Here is a 20,127-nt window from a genome sequence, read left to right on the forward strand (position 1 = left end):
CTATGGGATGTGGAAGTTGTTCAACAGGCGGCGGTTGTGCGCCTGCTGGCTGTAAAAGTAATGGCACGTGCCTTACTAATGGTTGCAGCAAATTAGATGTTTACGATTGGCTGTCGCATATGGACATGCCTTCTAACTATAAAGTTTTTAATATTGTCGAGATAAAGTTTAAGGGTTCACGTAAAGAGTTCTTTTTAAATACCGATAATTTATATCTCGAGGCCGGCGAACTGGTAGCAGTGGAAACGACTACCGGAGGTTATGATATAGGCCACGTTTCGCTGACCGGTGAACTGGTACGGATGCAACTCAAAAAGCGTCACGTTCGTACCGAAGATGTTGTAAAAAAGATCTATCGCAAGGCTACTCCTGCCGATGTTGAGAAATGGAAAATTGCCAAGGAAACTGAGTTTACAACCATGCATAAAGCAAGGGTTCTGGCCAAAGATCTTGGGCTGGCCATGAAGCTAAGCGACGTTGATTACCAGGGCGATAAGACCAAAGCTACTTTTTATTATACCGCCGAGGGGCGTGTGGATTTCAGGGAGCTCATCAAAAAGATGGCCGAGACTTTCCGTATCCGTATAGAGATGCGGCAGATCGGCATGCGTCAGGAAGCCAGCCGTTTAGGCGGTATCGGTTCCTGCGGGCGTGAACTTTGCTGCTCTACCTGGTTAACAGATTTTAAAACTGTTTCTACTTCAGCTGCCCGTTATCAGAATCTGTCCTTAAATACGCTCAAGCTTGCCGGACAGTGCGGTAAGTTGAAATGCTGCCTGAACTACGAACTCGACACTTACATGGACGCCCTTAAGGATATCCCTGACAAGGTTGATCGTCTGGAAACTGGTAAAGGGATGGCGCGACTTCAAAAAACAGATATCTTCAAAAAGCTGATGTGGTTTAGTTATCCGAACGACGAGAACTGGATTCCACTGGAGATCAGTCGAGTAAAGGAAATACAGCAATTAAACCGAAATGGTGAAAAGCCTGATGACTTGAAAGATGAAGCCGTTGAAATTGAAAAACCGATTGTAGCTAAAGTGCTTGATTACGAGAATGTAGTTGGGCAGGACAGCTTAACGCGTTTGGATGATAAAGCGAAGCGTAAGAAACCTGCTCGCAATAACAACCGCAATAAGCCTAAGTCCCCTGCAAATGTTGCGGAAGGAGAAAGTCCACGGCCGCAGCAGCCGACACAAGCCTCCAGGCCTCCTCAAAACGCCAGGCCAAGGCCAGAGCAGAAGGCAACAGGTACTGAAGCGAAACCAGCAACAGGAGACGCCCGCACCGGCAGGAATAACAACCGCCGCAGAGGTAACCGGAATAATAGCAATCGTCAAAAACCTACTGAGTAAATGATAATAAGGGCTAGTATTATTTTCTCATTGGTTATTTGCAGTGTTTTCTGCTTGACCTCCTGTCAGGATGCGAATACCATAGTAGATACTAATCAAACGATCAATAACCGGAACTGGAGCTATATCAATAAGGTTCGCGTTCCGGTTACCATTGAAGATGAGAAAGCTGTTTATAATATCTATGTTAATATGCGCCATACCGGAGATTACAAATACTCTAACATTTTCCTCCGGGTTCATTCTCGTGGTGCTGGCGGACGGGTAGTTACTGAGCGAATAGAATTTAAACTGGCCTATTCCGACGGTCAGTGGCTCGGGAAAGGGTCTGGAAATATGTATAGCTATCAATTGCCTTTTAAAGAAGAATACAGATTCCCCGGTAAGGGTAAATATCTGTTCGAGATCGAACAAAATATGCGTGATAACCCATTGAAGGAAATTACCGATGTAGGTTTACGCGTAGAAAAATCCAATTAATAAATGAATAGTTTCCAGCGCTTTTTGATAGGCCGCAATTTTACCTTCCTGTCTGTATTCATGGTTTTCTTTTGCCTCTTTGCTGTAATCATATTAGATACGGATCATCCGCTTTACATTTTCGCTATTGTATGTGGCATTGCCATTTTTATCATGCAGCGATATCGTAAAACGCTGCTAAAACGGCCTTAACTTTCTCTTTGTAATTAGTTTACGGGGTTTGTATAAACAAGTTTTGATTCTGAATTAATTTGTTTAATTTACATCCCCCCTAAAAAAAATTATATGGAGAAACTTTACAAAACGCTTTTCTCGTTTTCTATCCTTTGTCTTCCAGCTTCTCAACTTTTAAGTCAAAGTTTAACAGGAACGATCACCAATCAGTCAGGCACCGCGTTGCCCGGCATTAGTCTGCATATTCAGGGCCTGACCAGTACTGTCACGAACGATTCAGGAGAGTATTATTTTAAGCTGCCTTCCAAAGGGAGTTACCGGCTTAAAGTGAGTTCAGCTGCTTTTGAATCTCAAAGTAAAGATGTATTCGTAACGAATAGTGCGAAGAAAGTCAGTGACTTTGTGCTTAGTCCGCTGGGCACCGCACCTGAGAGGAAATCGGTTACCGGTTCGCGCGTAATGAATTCTCAGAACAAAAATGGAGCATCGGTTCCGGTTGATGTTATCACCGCTGATGAGTTGAGAAAGTTCGCTCAGAAGGATATTACCCAGATCTTGAATTATTCTATGCAATCCTTTAGTTCTAACCGGCAGACAATTGCTGATGGAACGGATCACATAGACCCAATCTCATTACGTGGATTAGGACCGGACCAGGTCTTAGTATTAGTAAATGGAAAAAGGAGGCATTCTACCGCTCTGGTTAATACGGAGAGTACATTCGGGCGAGGAGCAGTAGGCACTGATATGAACTCGATACCGGTGTCGGCGATTGAGCGTATTGAAATAATGCGTGACGGAGCTTCCGCGCAATACGGTTCTGATGCAATCGCTGGTGTGATCAATATCATTCTTAAGACTAATTCGCCGTTTAACATGTCGATGTCTTTCGGTGAGGCGGCATCCAATACCATGGGCCGGAATTTCAACGATGGGAAAACTTTCCAGGTTGATTACTCGGAAGGGATTGACCTCGCGGGTCGGGGTTCTCTTAATTTTTCAGGGCAATATCTTTATAGAGGAGCCACTAACCGCAGCGGGTTTGATACACGTCCTTTATTATTCTCAGCGTTGCCTTCGAGAGGGGACTGCGAATGTGAAGAGGATTTTGTGAAACGTTATCTCGCATTAAAAGCTAAAGATGATCTGATGGCGTCAGCCTCTGGTGTCAGTCGTGATAACATGCGCGTGGGAAATGCTGAGGCTGCGAATGCCGGGTTTTTTATTAACGGGCAGTTTTCTTTGTTCAAAAATTCAGAGGTGTACCTTACTGCTGGCTATGCGTTGAAAAGCGGAGAAGCGGCTGGTTTCTCACGTTTGCCTGGTCAGGTAACTCAAAACGATCCGGGTATGTATCCCAACGGATTTTTACCGATGATAAATACGGGAATCCAGGATCTTTCGGTAGCCTCTGGTTTTAGAGGAAAGCTTGCGGGCTGGAATTATGACCTGAGCCATATTACCGGTAAGAATAATATAGACTTTCATATCTCCAGGTCGCTTAATGCATCCCTGCCATTAGGAACCAGTCCTGATAATTTTTATGCGGGCGATCTTTACTTCAGGCAAAATACAAGTAACCTGGATATTAGTCGCAACTTTGAACTTAACGGTTTCCTCAAGTCGCTAAATGCGGCCTTTGGCGTCGAGTACCGGGTAGATAATTACCAGATAGAATCCGGTGAAGAGCTGTCTTACTCTTTAGGTCAACCGTCAAAAGGAATTGCAGCCCGCAAAATAGGGTCTTTATATGCCGCTGCCGGCGCCCAGGTTTTTCCCGGTTTTACACCTGTAAGTGCCTTAAACAGATCACGAAACAATAAGGGTGTGTATGCTGACTTTGAAACAGCTCTTGGTTCGAAAGTCACACTAGGACTTGCGGGGAGATTGGAAGATTACAGTGACTTCGGTTCGAATTTCTCCTATAAAACCGCGGCGAGATATAATTTTTACAAAGCATTTTCATTAAGAGGTTCTTATGCCACAGGCTTCAGGGCGCCATCGTTGCATCAGCAATACTTTAACCATGAAAGCAGCACAGTAATTAACGGAGTTACTACAACGGCAGTAATTGCCAATAATGAAAATCCAATTGTTGCGCAATTCGGTGTTGGCTCATTAAATCCCGAACTTTCTAAGTCTTACAGTATGGGATTAACCGGAAAGCTCTATAAAAGCCTGACATTATCGGCTGACCTTTATCAGATTGACGTAGATAACAGGATTGTTTTATCTGGCTTATACAGTCGTGAACGGACAGGCAAGGGAGTTTTAATTCCCACAGGATCAGTTAATCAAATTTTGAACAGCACTGATCCGGGGGCCAATGTGAATAGTGTTCAATTTTTCACGAATGCTATATCTACACAGTCGCTGGGTATGGATGTTGTCTTAAGTAACAGGTTCCCTCTTCGAATTCCAGGAAACAACATCGTACTTTCGGCAGCTTTCAATATCAACGATACCTCAGTAGGTGAGCTAAATGCTCCGGATAAAATTAGCAGTAATGCAAGTCTTGCAGAAAAGTTATTTGACCGGCAGGAGCGGTCGAGAATAGAGTCTGCGATTCCAAAGAGTAAGGTAAACGTCACTGCCAACTATACTGGCCGGTCATGGGGATTGGTGGCCAGAACAGTTCGGTTTGGAGAGGTGTCATACAATAATCCGTTCGATCCAACATTTCATGAGAGCACTACCACGATTATTCCTGATCAAACCTTCTCAGCAAAATGGGTAACGGATTTAACTGCAGATTATAGCTTAACCAATCAACTCAATATTGCGTTCGGTGTGAATAATCTTTTTGATATCTATCCAAACAGAGTCTTTATGGATTCGGGGAACCGTCAGGACAATCTTACCGGTGATGCAATCATGAACTATCAAAGCAGCGCTAACCGTGACAATTCAGCAAACGGACGGATTCCTTTTAGCAGGAACGTAACGCAGTTTGGTTTCAACGGCAGGCATCTTTACGGAAAGCTGACTTACAGTTTGTAGAACTCGGAGAAGTATAGCAGTTTAGCTGAGTTAGGCGCTGTCGATTTAGTGTAATTAGTTCTTCCATAATAGTTTAACTATTATTAAATTGGAATTAAATTCATTAATTATGAAAAAACTCTACACTAAAGGCTTGCTAATTCTAGCATTTTGCCTTTGCAGCTCATTGCTTTATGCCCAGGGTTTAAGAGGTAAAGTTGTTGACGACACTGGCAGGGGCCTGCAGGGCGTTAACCTGCAAGTTCAGGGTTTAACTCTGGGAACATCAACAGATGCCAACGGAGAATACGCTCTGAAATTCCCTTCCTCAGGAACATATCAGCTTCGTATTTCATTTTTAGGGCACGAAACCTTAAATGAATCGATTCAAATAGGGAATGGAACCATTGAGCGCAACTTCACTATGAGGGTCTCAGAATCTTCGTTAAACGAAGTAATTGTAGTAGGCTCCCGTTCAACTGTTCCAAGAACAAATATTGAAACCGCTGTGCCTGTAGACGTGATTTCGGCGCGTGATGTAAAAAACTTCGCTCAAACAGATGTTACGCAGATCTTAAATTATGTAGCTCCATCATTTAGTTCTAACCGTCAGACAGTATCTGACGGTACTGACCATATTGATCCAGCCTCATTAAGAGGATTGGGACCTGACCAGGTGTTGGTGCTGGTTAATGGCAAAAGACGACATACAACAGCACTGGTAAATATAAACGGTACGTTTGGCCGCGGAACAGTAGGAACAGATATGAATTCTATACCTGTTGCTGCTATCGACCGGATTGAGGTTTTACGTGATGGAGCTGCTGCACAATATGGTTCTGACGCCATAGCGGGCGTAATAAATATTATTCTGAAAGAGAATTCACCGTTAAGCGTTTCTACTACTTACGGACAGACGGCATCAAATGCATTAGGCCGTCATTTCGACGACGGGAAAACATTCCAGGTCGATTTAAGTAAGGGTTTCAATCTGCGTAATAACGGCTTTTTAGCATTTGGAGCTCAATACCTTTCCAGAGGTGCAACAAACCGGGGAGGTCTGGATACACGTCCGTTACTATACACCTCACTTCCGTCAAAAGGTGCCGGAGAAACTGAACAGGATTTCCAGGCACGGTACGCAAGTTTGAAGGCAGTTGATGATGCGAAAGCCCAAGCTGAAGGTCTTGACAGGAATAACATGCGGGTGGGAAATTCGGAATCTAAGAATCTGGGGTATTTCTTAAACGGAAAATATAAGGTAGGTTCAACTGCCGAACTATATATAAACCATGGTTTCACGAATAAAACCGGGGAAGCTGCAGGTTTTTACCGCCTGCCTTCTCAAGCTTCTCAAGTTGACCTCACGATTTATCCAAATGGCTTTTTGCCATTAATAACCACTGATATCAATGATATATCTGGAACTGTTGGTATAAAAGGCATGCTGGGTAAGTGGAATTATGATATCAGCAATGCATTAGGCCAGAATTCCATTCGCTTTGATATAATAAATACCTTAAATGCTTCGCTTCCTCTCGGAACGAGTCCGACCGAATTCTACGCAGGCAAACTTAAGTTTACACAAAATACAACCAACCTTGATATCGTCAGGAAATTTGCCGTTGGTACCGACATCAGCTCTGTCAACGTAGCTTTTGGGGCTGAGCACCGCATTGATGATTACGAGATCAAACCCGGAGAAGAATTATCCTATTCTTTTGGTCAGCCATCTAAGAATATCCCCGGTCGGATGATCGGTACTTCTTTCACCGCTGCGGGCGCCCAGGTGTTTCCCGGTTTTACACCAGCTAACGCATTAAGCCGGTCAAGGAATAACACAGGCGCTTATCTTGACGTTGAAGGCGAGTTTGGTCCAAGGTTATTATTAAGCGCAGCGGGCAGGTACGAGAACTATAGTGATTTCGGGAATAACTTTTCCTACAAATTTACGGGCCGCGTAAAACTGATTGGTGACCTGGCACTTCGCGGAGCGGTTGCATCCGGTTTCCGCGCTCCTTCATTGCATCAGCGCTACTTTAATAATGAAAGCACACAATTCGTTCAGGGCCTGCCTACCCAGGTGCTCACGGTCAATAATGACAATACAGTAGTTAGTCAGTTTGGGGTTGGATCTCTAAAGCCAGAGATCTCGCATTCCTATAGCATCGGACTGGCAGGGAAGTTGGCTGAGAATCTGACCTTTACAGTTGATGCATACCAATTGAATATTGATGACCGTATTGTTTTTTCAAGTCAGTATACCCGCGAACGCGATGCAAGCGGTAATCAAAACCCTGCTGGCACCGTCAACCGGATACTAAATACCGTTGATCCAAACGGAGTGATAAACAGCGTTCAATTTTTTACAAATGCAATCAGTACAAAAACTAAAGGTTTAGATGTGGTTATAAGCGACCGTTTTGATATCGGTACATCCGGTGACAGGCTCAACTTAACGGCCGCCGCAAACTTTAATGACACGAATGTTGAACAGGTTCAGGGTTCTGCTAAAATTGAAAGTGATCCGGTCTTAAAGGCAAGGTTATTCGACCGCCTGGAACGGTCTCGTTTTGAAACCTCTGTTCCTAAAAATAAGTATACGCTTAGCGGTAATTATACCAGTAAGAATTACGGCGTATTAGTAAGGGCAGTTCGTTTCGGGGAAGTAACCTCTTTAAATCCTGTAGATCCGGCCACCGCAAATCTTCCCTTGCAGCTGGATCAGGCTTATTCCTCCAAATGGATTACAGATCTCACTGTCAATTATAGTATCCGGAAAGAGATTAACATAGCCGTGGGAGTAAACAACCTGTTTGATATTTATCCCGATAAGGCTTATATCGATCCTCGAAATAATGAAAACAACCTGAGTGGTGATCCAGCTACCAACTATACCGGAAGTAGGGATAATACCTCGAACGGCCGGTTTCTATACAGCCGCGCGGTTCCTCAGTTTGGGTACAATGGAAGATATGTTTTTGGGAAGCTATCCTACAGACTTTAAAAGTTTTGAATAGTGGATAACCCCGGTTGATTAAAAGACCGGGGTTATTGTTTGACGCTGGTGATTTTGATTGGAAGGCTTTTCGCCACAGAATTCCCAAAATCATGGAGAATGATAAAACAAGGACTGCTAACTTTAAGATTATCGAAGAAGCCTAAAGGGCTTTTACATCAGAACCGGGGGCAACGCCCCCAATTGGTCATGAGTTAAGAGCCTTAGCCTGAAGGGCGAACACAGGGCACCCTCTAACGGATATCTGTGTACGCCCTATAGGCTGATTAAGTAACGGGCTTTCTTTAGCCTGGGATGATGTCCCAAGCTTTGCTATGTCAGGCCTTCAGCCTGAGAAGGATCTTGTGCAGCGATGGTTCTGACTTGTTAGATGGAATTCACAGAAAACACAGATAGGAGAAGAAAAAGGAACTCTTCGCGGTTAAGGACGAGCTATTTGTATTATAAAATCCCGGTAAGTGTTTCCAGTTTCATTCCCCTGGATCCTTTGATCAGCACAAGGAAACCTTTCAGTGAGTTAGCTTTAAGTGCATCGTAAGCTTCCGTAGTTGTGCGATAAAATTCCGCATTACCAGGAGTCTGATCTTTTAATTTGTAGAACTCTTCACCCACAAAAATGGTCCGTTGCGCCTCCACGCTCATCGCTTCTTCCACCACCAACCGGTGTTCTTCTTCGGCTTCCTTGCCCAGCTCAAACATGTCGCCTAGAATGAAGGCTTTCTGTTCTTCTCCCGCGCTCTTAAGGTTGTCGAGGGCAACCTTCATACTGCTTGGGTTAGCGTTGTAAAAATCACAGATTAATGTATTATTATCGGTCTTCGTTATCTGAGACCGGTTGTTTGCAGGATGGTATACCTCAATTCCCCGATTGATCTGATCAGCAGATAGCCTAAAGAAACTGCCGATACAGATAGCTGCCAATACATTCTCCAAATTGTATGCTCCGGTAAGGTTTGATTTAGCAATATGGGTTTGATCATCAATCTCAAGGCCCTCACGATGCCAGGCGACTGATAGGAATGGCGATGCTTCCGCTAATGCTCCAGAGACATAATTATCAGCGGTGTCGCCGTAATTAACTATGTTTTGAACGTTTCGATCACGGCTCATGTCAACAAGGTGACGGTTATCACTGTTTATAAAGGCGATTCCATTATTCTTCGCAAGATATTCGTAAAGTTCGCCCTTCGCTATTTTTACACCTTCAAAACTACCAAAGCCTTCCAGATGGGCCTTTCCAACATTGGTAATCAGTCCATGGGTGGGCTCCGCAATATTGCATAAAGCGGCGATTTCTTTTTGATGATTAGCACCCATTTCAATGATCGCTATTTCGCATGATAAGGGTATGGACAGGATGGTTATCGGAACTCCGATGTGATTATTCAGATTACCGGTTGTAGCGTATGTTTTGCAATGTTGTGATAGAACCGAATATAAAAGTTCCTTAGTTGTTGTTTTCCCGTTTGTGCCGGTGATAGCGATAAAGGGGATATCAAATTGTCTGCGATGATGAAGAGCCAGATCCTGTAACGCATCTAGTACATTGGCTGTAAGAAGATAGCGATCATCAACAACTACTGAAGGATCATCGACTACTGCCCATTTAGCGCCATCCTCCAATGCTTTCCAGGCGAAAGCATTGCCGTCAAAATTATCGCCCTTTAAGGCAAAGAAAATGCAGCCCTTAGTTATCTGCCGGGTATCGGTACACACTGCACCACTTTGGAGATACTGCTGATAAAGAGATTCGACGTTCATCGTGCAATATTAAACAAGGTTTTCAGAAATATTTAACATGTACGAAAGAAAGCTTGAAGTATATGTCATAGTTAAAAAAGAAATTTGTTTTAGATTAGAGCCCATGAGAAGACCATTACTTTTTTTAGCCTATTTTTTCATCAGTATTTTTTGCGCTTCTGCCCAAAAAATTCAATCACCATCAGATTTCCTGGGATATAAACTAGGCGATCAGTTCACTCCTCATCACAAGGTAGTTGATTATTTTAATTACGTGGCTGCAGCTTCAAAAGATGTCATGCAGTTGAAATCATATGGCAAAACGTATGAAGGCCGGCCTTTAATGCTGGCTTTTATTTCCTCCTCACAGAACATAGCGCAGCTGGAAAGTATCCGTAAAAATAACTTGCGGCTTGCCGGTATGGAAAGTGGTTCAGGGCTAACTAATCAACCGGCGATTGTGTGGTTGAGTTATAATGTTCATGGTAACGAGTCGGTTTCGACTGAGTCATCGATGCAAACCTTGTTTGATCTTGTTGATCCGGCTAATAGTAAGACCAAAGCATGGTTACAAAATACCGTCGTTGTTATCGACCCTTGTTTAAACCCTGATGGACGTGAACGTTATGTTAGTTTTTATAATTCCGTAAAAAGTATATCTCCCGACCCGATGCCTGTTTCGCGTGAGCATATGGAACCATGGCCGGGAGGAAGGGCAAATCACTACTACTTTGACCTAAACCGTGACTGGGCCTGGCAATCACAGCTTGAAACGCAACAGCGCGTTGCGGTATATAATCAATGGCTTCCCCAGGTGCATGTAGATTTTCACGAGCAAGGTATTAATGAACCGTATTATTTTGCGCCAGCTGCTGAACCCTTTCACCAGGACATTACGAAGTGGCAACGTGAGTTTCAAACAATAATCGGGAAGAACAATGCTCGTTATTTTGATGAAAATGGCTGGATGTTTTTTACCCGCGAGCGATTTGACCTGTTATACCCGTCATATGGGGATACTTACCCCACGTATAATGGTTCCATAGGCATGACTTATGAGCAAGGAGGATCCGGGCGGGCAGGTTTAGCGGTAATAAATGAGGAGGGAGACACACTGACTTTAAAGAACCGTATAGACCATCACCATACTACGGGATTATCAACTATCGAAGCAACTTCTCAGAATTCTACGAAGTCTATAACCGAATTTAAAGCTTATTTCGTTAACAGCAAGGCAAGCCCTGCCGGAGAATACAAAACATATGTTATCAAGAGTGATAACCCCGAAAAATTGAAAACCCTGGCCACACTGCTAAAAGGTAATGGAATAGAGTTTGGTTATGGAGCAGCGAAAGGAGGTTCGGGATTTAACTACCTCACGGGAAAAAACGAAAACTTTACCGTGGCTAAGACGGACATGGTTATCAACGCTTATCAGCCTAAATCGGTCATGCTTAAGGTTTTGTTTGAGCCTAAAACCTTTGTCTCTGATTCTGCGACCTACGATATTACGGCTTGGGCATTACCCTATGCTTATGGGCTGCAAGCATATGCCACCAGGGAGAATATTAAACCACAAAATGAGACTTTAGAGATTCCCCCGGTTGTTAACCAATCTGGGGGTAAGCCGGTTGCTTATATTGCTAACTGGAATGCTGCTGCGGATGTGAAATTCTTAGCTGAGCTGTTGAAAAGTAATATTAAGGTTCGGTATTCTGAAATTCCTTTCGAAAGTGGAGGCAAACGTTTCAACGCCGGATCATTGATCATCGCCCGGACCTCCAATGAAAATGTAAAAGATTTTGATTTGCGAATTGCCGGAATCGCCAAAGCATCAGAAGTGACCTTACAGGCGCTATCATCAGCTTTTGTTGACAAAGGGGCTGATTTGGGATCGGATAAGATACGTTACATAAAGAAGCCTAAAGTAGGTTTAGTTGCCGGCGATGGTACATCGTCACTGGCCGTGGGTGAGGTATGGCATTTCTTTGAACAGCAGATTGCTTATCCGCTATCTATTGTTAGAACCCAGGATTTGAGCCGAATCAATTGGAGTGAATTCGATGTATTAATCTTTGCCGATGGTAATTATGAAGATTTTGGCAATGAACAGATGCAGAGCTGGATTCAGGCCGGAGGGAAGCTTATTGCTATGGAGGGAGCTGTTGCCCAGCTTGCAGGTAAAAAAGGTTTTAGTTTAAAAGTCAAGGAAGAAGAAAAAAAGGATGAAAAGAATAAGGATCCTTACCTCAATATTAAAAGTTACGAAAACCGGGAGCGTGATGAGTTGAATAATAGCATCCCGGGTGCCATTTACAAGGTGAACTTAGATAACACACATCCCTTAGCCTTCGGCTATCCGGATCATTATTATACTCTAAAACGTGATGATCAGGTTTATGAATACCTTGAAGGCGACTGGAACGTAGGTGTTTTAAAGAAGAATAATTACGTAACCGGGTTTGCAGGCTTAAAGACGAAGAAAAAGTTGGTAGATGGCATGCTATTCGGCGTTCAGGAAATGGGAAGGGGCTCTGTCGTATATCTTACTGATGATCTTTTATTCCGCAGTTTTTGGGAGAATGGAAAGCTGATGTTTAGTAATGCGGTTTTTATGGTAGGGCACTAAAACGAATCTTCCATATGGGATTTTATCCAAATTAATTCAAAGATAAATAATTGTTAAGTGTAGCAATTGTGTTACTATATTGCATTTTTATAACTCACAATTTGAAGTGCTTTTATTGTTGCTTGTGGCGCGGTTCTAAAGAGGTCTTTCTTTTTTTTAGTCTACTACTTGTTCATTTTATGCTCTCTGCACAGGATAAAGCACCTGCTGTACTTGCTGGTGTCGTTATTAATCAGGAGCAAAAAGCCGCTGATGGCAGTGCTGTTTGTTTACTGGCAGCTGCGGACTCATCTGTCATAAAGATTGAAATAAGCGATAAGCGAGGTCGGTTTAGCTTCACTACTATAATGGACGGCAAGTATCTTTTGCGGATAACCTCTGTTGGGTTTCAGCCCCTATTTTATGGACCCTTCTCCGTAAACCAAAAGAACAAACCACTTAACGTCGGTAAACTCCAGTTAGCTCCGGCTTCTACCACACTGAAGGAAGTCAGCATTATAGAGCAGAAGAACTTTATTGAACTGAAACCTGGAAAAGTGGTGCTAAATGTTGAGAATAGCATTCTGTCATCAAGCAATTCAGTTTTTGATATCCTGCAGGTTGCTCCCGGAGTTCAAATGGATGCAGAGGAGCGAATACGGTTAAATGGTAAGCAGAATGTCTTAGTTTTAGTGAACGGTAAGCAAACGTTTATGGAAGGTCAGGCGCTGAATGACATACTTAAAAGTATGCAAGGTACCGAGATCGACCAGATAGAACTAATTAGTAATCCTTCGGCAAAATTTGAAGCCACAGGCAGCGGTTCGATAATCAATATTAAGACTAAGAAGAATAAACAGTTTGGTGCCAATGGCAGCTTTAACGCCAATTCCGGACTGAGCCTAAAAAATGAAGACGGTGAGCCGAATTTTAGGGTTGGCTCAGGTCTTAATTTAAATTTCCGGAGTAAGTTTATAAGTGTATTCGGAAACTATACTTATGGTGATGTTAGCCAGGATCGCGATATATTGGTTGAACGGGATATCAATAATAGCTTGCGGACTGCCATTGATGTCAATTACCAGAGCCTGAGCCGTCGGCTGGCTAACAGTTATCGCGCAGGTGCCGACATAGATCTGGCACCAAATCATGTGATGGGGATGATGGTGAGTGGATCAGATAATCGGCTGGAGATCGGTAAAATCAACAATTCCAGTATTTTTAATCGAAACACACTCGATTCAACAATACGTACAAACTCTGATCAGACAAGAGGCCTGGAAAACATCGTGCTCAATTTTAATTACAAGGGCGCCTTAGGAAAAAAAGCAGGTGATATATCTTTTGATTGGGACTATATTTCTTACCAGCGCAGTTCTACTGAGCTTTTAACTAATGATTTTCTTGATGTCAGTAATAATGCCTACAGGGAAAGTCAGCTTCTTAAAAATAGCTCGCCTTCAGAATATGATGTGCAGTCCTTTAAGGTAGATTATAATGTTTCGCTTACTAAGAGGTCCAAATTAGAATTAGGAGTCCAGAGAAGTCGTGTAAAGGGCGATAGCCGGCTTGACTTTGGCCGTATTCGTTCTGATATCTATTATCCGGACGATAGCTTCACCAATCACTTCTTAATTGACGAACAAATCTCCGCCGGATACCTAAACTATAGTATCGATTTTAAAAACTCGAGTCTTGCAATTGGGTTGCGCACTGAAAAGACTATTTCTGAAGGTAATTCTTTAACATCCGGACACATTACTAAACGCGATTATCTTAATTTTTTCCCGAACCTGCAGTTTAGTCAAAAGCTGAACGACAATAACAAGATTCTTTTTTCTTATAGCCGCCGCGTCACCCGGCCAGGATATGATAACCTGAATCCATTCGTGGCTTACCTGGATCAGTATAGCTACCGGTCCGGCAATCCCTATCTCAAACCAGAATTTACACGTATCGCTGAAATTACTCATGTTTATAAAAGCAGATTTTCAACTACGTTGAGAACTAAGATCGTCGATGATCTGATGCTTGATATAAACGAGCAAAATGACCTGACACATGTTAATACAATAATCAGCCGTAATATCGACAGACAGTTTATGTATGGCCTGGAAATAAATGCTCCGGTAACTTTATTGAATTGGTGGGATTTAGACTTAAATCTTCAGTCGATGTACGAGAAGTATACTACTCAATCTTCCGTCGGTGATTACGAGAATACCAGTCCCTCGTTTATTGTCAGTGCTTTGCAGTCAATGAAATTCAAGAATAATTTTTCTGCTGAAATTAATGGTAAGTATGAAAGTCCGACCATATATGGAATATACAACTACAAAGCTGCCTATAGCGTAGATGCCGCCATAGCAAAAAGCTTTCTCAATAAAAATGCTACGGTTAGACTTCGCATTTCTGATCTGTTCAATACGTCTATTAATCGATATACGTCGACCTATCAGGCCTTAAACTTACTGTCTGTTGATAAGCGGGATTCGATGCTTGGACAGGTTAGCTTCGTTTATTTATTTGGGAGGCGTACAGTAAAAGGAGTCCGCAAAAGAGATACAGGATCAGAAACCGAACAGCAGCGGATTGGAAGTTAGTTCAGCTTCTTCCCTATACATTTGGCTAAGTGCTAGCAAACGATTGCTGTAAATAAAAAAGCGCTGGTTAGTTTCCTTCCCAGCGCCTCAATCAATCATAATCAAAAACTTAGTTCTTCATGCGGTTGGCCTCGTCTTCCAGCCCTGTTGAGCGGCGTCTGGCAGCCTTTACTTCATTTTTACCAAAGCGGTATGACAATGTAAGTCGGCCAATCTGGCTTTCTCCTTTTTCTTTAAAGTTCAGGTTCATATTCTGATAAGTTGTTGATAAACGCTGAGTGCGTGAATTAAACAAGTCGTTCATAGACAAACGGATATTCATTTTACTGTTCATAAATGATTTACGAAGGCCTGCGTTCATTACAAGCTGAGATTCAATCTTAAAGACACCATACTGTAGCGGCGATTGATACTGGGCTGAAAGCTCGGCGGTAAACGTCTTATTGAGTGTAAATGTATGATCCATGTTGTACGTCATGGCCAGCTGACCGGCGTCGAGGTCACCATTTTCCGACTCAGATTTAAAGCTCATGTGGAATACTTGCAGGTTATTATTAACGTTCCACCACTTCTGAACTGGTACAGGTGCGTACAAGGTAACCCCGTAGATGGTTTGTTCGTCCAGGTTGCGTTCTATTGCAAAAGTCTTCAATGTTTCATCTTCCTGCTCGGTAACCGTGGTCATTGCATCAACGGTATGGCTATAATTTAATGTAGTAGTGATACCTCCCTTATAAGTATGTGACAGATCAAACGAGCTGGTAAACTGTGGGTTCAGATAAGGGTTGCCCTTCTTGAAAGTATATTCATCCAGAAAGTTCAGGAAGGGGTTTAGATCATCGTATCCCGGGCGGTCAATACGACGGCTGTAGGAGAAGCCCAGCTGATTATTTTTGTTGATCGTATGAGATAACGATAGACTTGGGAACAACTCAAGGTAATTTCTTTTAACGATCTCATTCTTAGTGATTGAATTCCCCTTAGAGAAGGTCTGTTCAGCACGGAGACCCAATTGAAGGCCAAACTTCTTGAATTCTTTACTGAAATTCAGGTAGGCAGCATTGATGGTTTCGTCATATAAGAACCGGTTTGTATAATCAGGATCGGGTATCCAGCTGTTTCCCTGTTGCTTTGCCAGCAAAAGGTCATTGTCGGTTTTTACAACACTGCTTTTAAGTCCTGTTTCAAACTTACTGGTCTTGCTCAAAGGATGTGTGTAATCAACCTTTACGGATTTCACGTCAATTGATGAGGGTGAGTAGTTTTTAACCAGTAAGCGGTCACGTGGAATTAGGTTAGTGGCGGTATAAGAATTATCGCGCAATTCATCATGACTGCTATTATAGTTCGAGTAGTCTAAATCTACGGATAGCTCCTTGCCGGATGTATCCAGCGTTCCCTTGTAATTGAAGTTATAGGCGACGTTTTGATACTTTTCAGTATTACTTCCGATGATCTTAATGTCCTCAGTCTGGTCGAAATTATTAACGCGGTTTGTAAAACTGTTGCTGTTCTCCTTATTGCGGTTAAAATAGCCGTTCGCCAAAATACCAACTGTGTGATTTTTATTGATGAAGAAGTCCATACCGGTTTTAAAAGAGTTGCTTAACCGCCTGTTATCCCAATCGTTTAGTTGGATAAAGTCCGTGATGGTATCCTGGTAGGTTACTTCCCTTCGCATATCTAAACTATTCTGACGGCCATTGTTAGCGTAGTTGTAATTTCCGAACGCGTTAATCTTTCCCTGGCGATAGTTCAAGGTTGTGCCGCCGGAATACTTTGTGGTCAGTCCATAGCCTGTACCTGCGGTTAAAGTACCGTTTAAGCCCATGCTTTTGCTTTTCTTGGTTTTAATATTGATAATTCCTGATGTACCGGCAGCATCATACCGCGCCGAGGGGCTGGTGATCAGTTCAATAGATTCTATTTGACTGCTTTGCATATTACGAAGCATATTGGCTACATCGGCAGAGCTCATGTAAGTTTGTTTTCCGTCAAGCATGATAAGCACGCCCTGTTTTCCTTTCATCGAAATGTTATCGTCTTTATCAACCGTCACTCCGGGAGCTTTCTCCAAAACTTCCATCGCGGTACTTCCTGCTGATACACTGCTGTTTTCAACGTTGACGATTAGTTTGTCCATCTTACGCTCGATGAAAGGTTTTTGAGCCACAATGCTCACTTCTTTCAGGTTCCGGGAATCCATACTGGCGGAAAGTTGCTCGACCTGTACTACCGCATTTGGAGCATCCAAGGCGAAAGGCTTGCTTTTAACCTTTTTATAACCAACCATTGATGCTGTTATAAAATACTTACCCGCAGGAATGCTTTCAAAAAGGTACTTACCTTCCTGATCGGTTAATGAAGTCTTTACCATTACAGAATCGACATCTCTCAGCAGTATAATCGTTGCGAAGTCAAGTGGTTTTTTCTGATCGTCAACAACCTGACCGGCTATTTTACTCCCGGCTAGCTTAGTTTGTGCCTGCGCCTCTCTGTTGTCACACAGAAACAAAGTGCCCATCAAGGCTGCTATTGCGGCGAAAATATGAGTTGTTTTCATCTTTAGGTTTTAATGTTTGGTTACTGTTTTAGGCAAAGGATTTCCCCGTCAGGTACAAAAATGCCCTTAGCCCTTATTTTAGCTGTGTTTGGTTTATTTATTGCGGATCTTACCAGTTCGGTCTTCAGCCTCGCGGCAGATGTTAGTAAGACGCCTTATCGGTAGAGTTGGTTACATATAGTTAAAAGTTTTTTTAAGGGTTCGGTTGTTAGCCGAACCTTTTATTATTCCAGCTCACCGCGATTGCTGCGGTATAGACTATCATTTTTACACTTTAAACCATCTTCTGTCATCACCCATTCACTTATGAAATCGTCGGAAGAGTTTTGCTCCTGACAATCTCGGAGGTTATGGTCTTCAAGAAAGCGGTTCAGGTTACCATCAATCATTAAGCGGGTGTTTACAGGTAAACGCAGGGTTAATTCGACCCGCTGGTCGCGCCATAATTGGTTTTTATGCAGCCTGGTGTTCCAGTCAAATTGCAGTAACGAGTCTTGCTGGTTAAACTGATAGTTTGTTAGTTGTGCCGACTTGAGGGCGGTCTCAAAGTTCGGACCTTTTGCACTGAACTGCTGGTTAAGTATAGCCTTACCGCCTTCACTTTTTTCTATCCTCAGGCTGACATTCTGGGGCATATCAAAATCATGATCCCGATCATTAATTATGATCTTACTTTCAAAGCTTCCCCGGTCGATATCATATTGAAGACTATCATCTTTTGTCAAATACTTTACCGTATTCAACTTCAGATAGTAGACTGAGTCGGGCTTGATCTCGGTAACTTGCGAAAAAGTTGCTTCATCAGTAAACTGCCCGGCTACTTTAGAACCGTAGTATACTGTTAATCCCAGTCCTGCCAGCCAGATGATAAGCATGGCGAAAGAGCCGGTACGACTTAATACGTTTCTGTTGAACAGTACTCTGATGGCAAATAGGATCAAAGCAACGAGCGGAATAAAAACCAAAACAAAAGCGCTGAAAGATAATACAGACTTGTATTCTGGGTTAACTATATTGAAGGGAAAGTGATTTAGTTCTGTCGACTGCCAAACGCCAAGAAAGGCGAGCAGTCCAACCACCATACCGAACAATACCATGGCCCCAACAAAAATGATGATACCGCCTACTATTTTTACAAATACTTTAAGTAGGGTACCAATTGCGCTACCAATCCGGTCTATAATAGGTGCAGCTTCACTGGATGCCCTGTGAAATCCATGACGGATGCCCTCTACTTCCTCATCGAAATTCTTTTTAAAGTTCTGAATGTTGATTGGCTCACCTTTCATGGCCATTTTATCGGCTCTGGTTATTGCGCGGGGCATCACAATCCACAGCACCAGGTATATAATAATACCCGTCCCACCAAAAACAACGAGTAACAGTAAGATCAGGCGCATCCACCGGGGTTCAATGTCCAAATAATGTCCCAGTCCTGAACAAACTCCTGCAATCACCCGATCATCCATGTCACGAAGCAGTTTTTTCTCAACTTTGTAACGATCAGTGTAGGTATACGCAGGTTCCTCGTCGTCCTCAATCTCAAAATCTGCAACGTTCCCCATCCTTTCAGTTACTTCCTTAACATCCTGCAGCACAATCACCTGCTTATTCTCACTTGCCAGACGCTCATTGAACATCTCAGCCAGGCGATTCTCAATATCCGTAACTATTTCATCACTGTCGGCAGAATATGCAAAATGCCGTTTTACGTCCGTCATGTAGGTTCGCAAGACCTCGTAGGCATCCTCTTCTATATGAAATACGATGCCGTTAATATTTATTATAATGGTTTTGTTCATGGCTTTTTGATTAATTGGTTGAGGAATTTGATTGATCGTTCGACTGGGAGATGTTCCGTCCTTCCATAGACATCTGCACGGCGTACACCAGTTCATCCCAGGTTTTATCCAGTCTGTTTAAAACTTCAAGACCCGCCGGTGATAATACATAGTATTTGCGCGGTGGCCCGGAAGTTGATTCCTGCCAGTTATAGCTTAAAAGCCCGTTGTTTTTTAAACGGGTCAGTAAAGGGTACAAAGTGCCCTCCACCACCAGCATTTTAGCCTTCCTAAGCTCGCTGATTATATCTGAGGCATATATCTCCCCCCGGGAAATAATGGAAAGAATACAGTATTCCAGTATCCCCTTCCTCATTTGTGTTTGCGTATTTTCAACTATCATATAACAAAGATATATGTTTCATTTAGTATTATGCAATACATAGTAGTATATTTATTTGTAGTGTAACTAAGTTGTTACTTTTATTATATTTATTCTGTAACTGAATCGAAAACAATTTTATAGGTAGTACCACGTCTTAATTGAATTGACTGAATATTTTAAAAATAATTCTGACGGCTAAACTTCCTTTATTTACTCTACTGTCTCCTAAATTTAAACGCTAAAAATTTTCGTACTAGAATCCTCTCGGTATAAATTTAATTCGTTGTTTGTCAGAACATTATAAAAAAAAGATAGTTAAATTCACTAAAGGAATTTTAGACTTAGTGTAAGTATTGGATATCGGTGATTGTAAAGTTTTTGATGAGAATATAAATCGATAGGTATGGAAAAACACTACGAAATTTAGCTGCTCAAAA

General features: G+C 42.5%; 10 protein-coding genes. 6 read left to right on the forward strand and 4 right to left on the reverse strand.

The annotated features are described in order from the left end of the window. The first annotated feature begins 2 nt into the window (after positions 1-2). The 4 genes from AC1MCB_RS16315 to AC1MCB_RS16330 all read left to right on the forward strand — a co-directional run bounded on the left by AC1MCB_RS16315 (position 3) and on the right by AC1MCB_RS16330 (position 7,998). Complete coding sequence (locus AC1MCB_RS16315) at positions 3-1,358, forward strand: PSP1 domain-containing protein (protein WP_479965778.1); 1,356 nt, start codon at positions 3-5, stop codon at positions 1,356-1,358. Beyond that, positions 1,359-1,838 carry a gliding motility lipoprotein GldH gene (locus AC1MCB_RS16320; RefSeq protein WP_479965779.1) on the forward strand — a complete coding sequence of 160 codons (480 nt, stop codon included), beginning with the start codon at positions 1,359-1,361 and terminating at the stop codon, positions 1,836-1,838. Between the two features lie 285 nt (positions 1,839-2,123). After that, the gene (locus AC1MCB_RS16325; protein WP_479965780.1) at positions 2,124-5,012 is read left to right on the forward strand and encodes a TonB-dependent receptor; all 2,889 of its coding nucleotides are present in this window, start codon (positions 2,124-2,126) and stop codon (positions 5,010-5,012) included. Between the two features lie 109 nt (positions 5,013-5,121). Then, on the forward strand, positions 5,122-7,998 hold the full coding sequence (locus tag AC1MCB_RS16330; protein WP_479965781.1) for a TonB-dependent receptor: 2,877 nt from the start codon (positions 5,122-5,124) through the stop codon (positions 7,996-7,998). 453 nt (positions 7,999-8,451) lie between these two features. On the opposite strand, the gene AC1MCB_RS16335 is transcribed toward AC1MCB_RS16330, so the two are convergent. Continuing rightward, complete coding sequence (locus AC1MCB_RS16335) at positions 8,452-9,771, reverse strand: UDP-N-acetylmuramoyl-tripeptide--D-alanyl-D-alanine ligase (RefSeq protein WP_479965782.1); 1,320 nt, start codon at positions 9,769-9,771, stop codon at positions 8,452-8,454. A 103-nt stretch (positions 9,772-9,874) separates the two neighbouring features. On the opposite strand from AC1MCB_RS16335, the gene AC1MCB_RS16340 reads away from it, so the two are divergent. Next, positions 9,875-12,379, forward strand: coding sequence for a M14 family metallopeptidase (locus AC1MCB_RS16340; RefSeq protein ID WP_479965783.1), 2,505 nt, complete (start codon positions 9,875-9,877; stop codon positions 12,377-12,379). 179 nt (positions 12,380-12,558) lie between these two features. Continuing rightward, positions 12,559-14,961 (forward strand): outer membrane beta-barrel protein, encoded by a 2,403-nt coding sequence (locus AC1MCB_RS16345; RefSeq protein WP_479965784.1) that lies wholly within the window; start codon positions 12,559-12,561, stop codon positions 14,959-14,961. Between the two features lie 109 nt (positions 14,962-15,070). Here AC1MCB_RS16345 and AC1MCB_RS16350 read toward each other — a convergent pair whose 3' ends face one another. The 3 genes from AC1MCB_RS16350 to AC1MCB_RS16360 form a co-directional block, all read right to left on the reverse strand. After that, on the reverse strand, positions 15,071-17,524 hold the full coding sequence (locus tag AC1MCB_RS16350) for an outer membrane beta-barrel protein (RefSeq protein ID WP_479965785.1): 2,454 nt from the start codon (positions 17,522-17,524) through the stop codon (positions 15,071-15,073). Positions 17,525-17,748: 224 nt separating this feature from the next. Beyond that, a complete protein-coding gene (locus AC1MCB_RS16355) occupies positions 17,749-19,326 on the reverse strand; it encodes a PspC domain-containing protein (RefSeq protein WP_479965786.1) in 1,578 nt (525 codons plus the stop codon). 10 nt (positions 19,327-19,336) lie between these two features. Further along, positions 19,337-19,708: a PadR family transcriptional regulator gene (locus AC1MCB_RS16360; RefSeq protein ID WP_479965787.1), complete on the reverse strand. Its 372-nt coding sequence runs from the start codon at positions 19,706-19,708 to the stop codon at positions 19,337-19,339. Positions 19,709-20,127 lie beyond the last annotated feature (419 nt).

Source organism: Daejeonella sp. AP26 (assembly GCF_056680515.1).

Bases quoted from the DNA above. Each gene is read 5' to 3' on its own strand.
- AC1MCB_RS16315 (WP_479965778.1), top strand. From the start codon at position 3: ATGGGATGTGGAAGTTGTTCAACAGGCGGCGGTTGTGCGCCTGCTGGC.
- AC1MCB_RS16320 (WP_479965779.1), top strand. From the start codon at position 1,359: ATGATAATAAGGGCTAGTATTATTTTCTCATTGGTTATTTGCAGTGTT.
- AC1MCB_RS16325 (WP_479965780.1), top strand. From the start codon at position 2,124: ATGGAGAAACTTTACAAAACGCTTTTCTCGTTTTCTATCCTTTGTCTT.
- AC1MCB_RS16330 (WP_479965781.1), top strand. From the start codon at position 5,122: ATGAAAAAACTCTACACTAAAGGCTTGCTAATTCTAGCATTTTGCCTT.
- AC1MCB_RS16335 (WP_479965782.1), bottom strand. From the start codon at position 9,771: ATGAACGTCGAATCTCTTTATCAGCAGTATCTCCAAAGTGGTGCAGTG.
- AC1MCB_RS16340 (WP_479965783.1), top strand. From the start codon at position 9,875: ATGAGAAGACCATTACTTTTTTTAGCCTATTTTTTCATCAGTATTTTT.
- AC1MCB_RS16345 (WP_479965784.1), top strand. From the start codon at position 12,559: ATGCTCTCTGCACAGGATAAAGCACCTGCTGTACTTGCTGGTGTCGTT.
- AC1MCB_RS16350 (WP_479965785.1), bottom strand. From the start codon at position 17,524: ATGAAAACAACTCATATTTTCGCCGCAATAGCAGCCTTGATGGGCACT.
- AC1MCB_RS16355 (WP_479965786.1), bottom strand. From the start codon at position 19,326: ATGAACAAAACCATTATAATAAATATTAACGGCATCGTATTTCATATA.
- AC1MCB_RS16360 (WP_479965787.1), bottom strand. From the start codon at position 19,708: ATGATAGTTGAAAATACGCAAACACAAATGAGGAAGGGGATACTGGAA.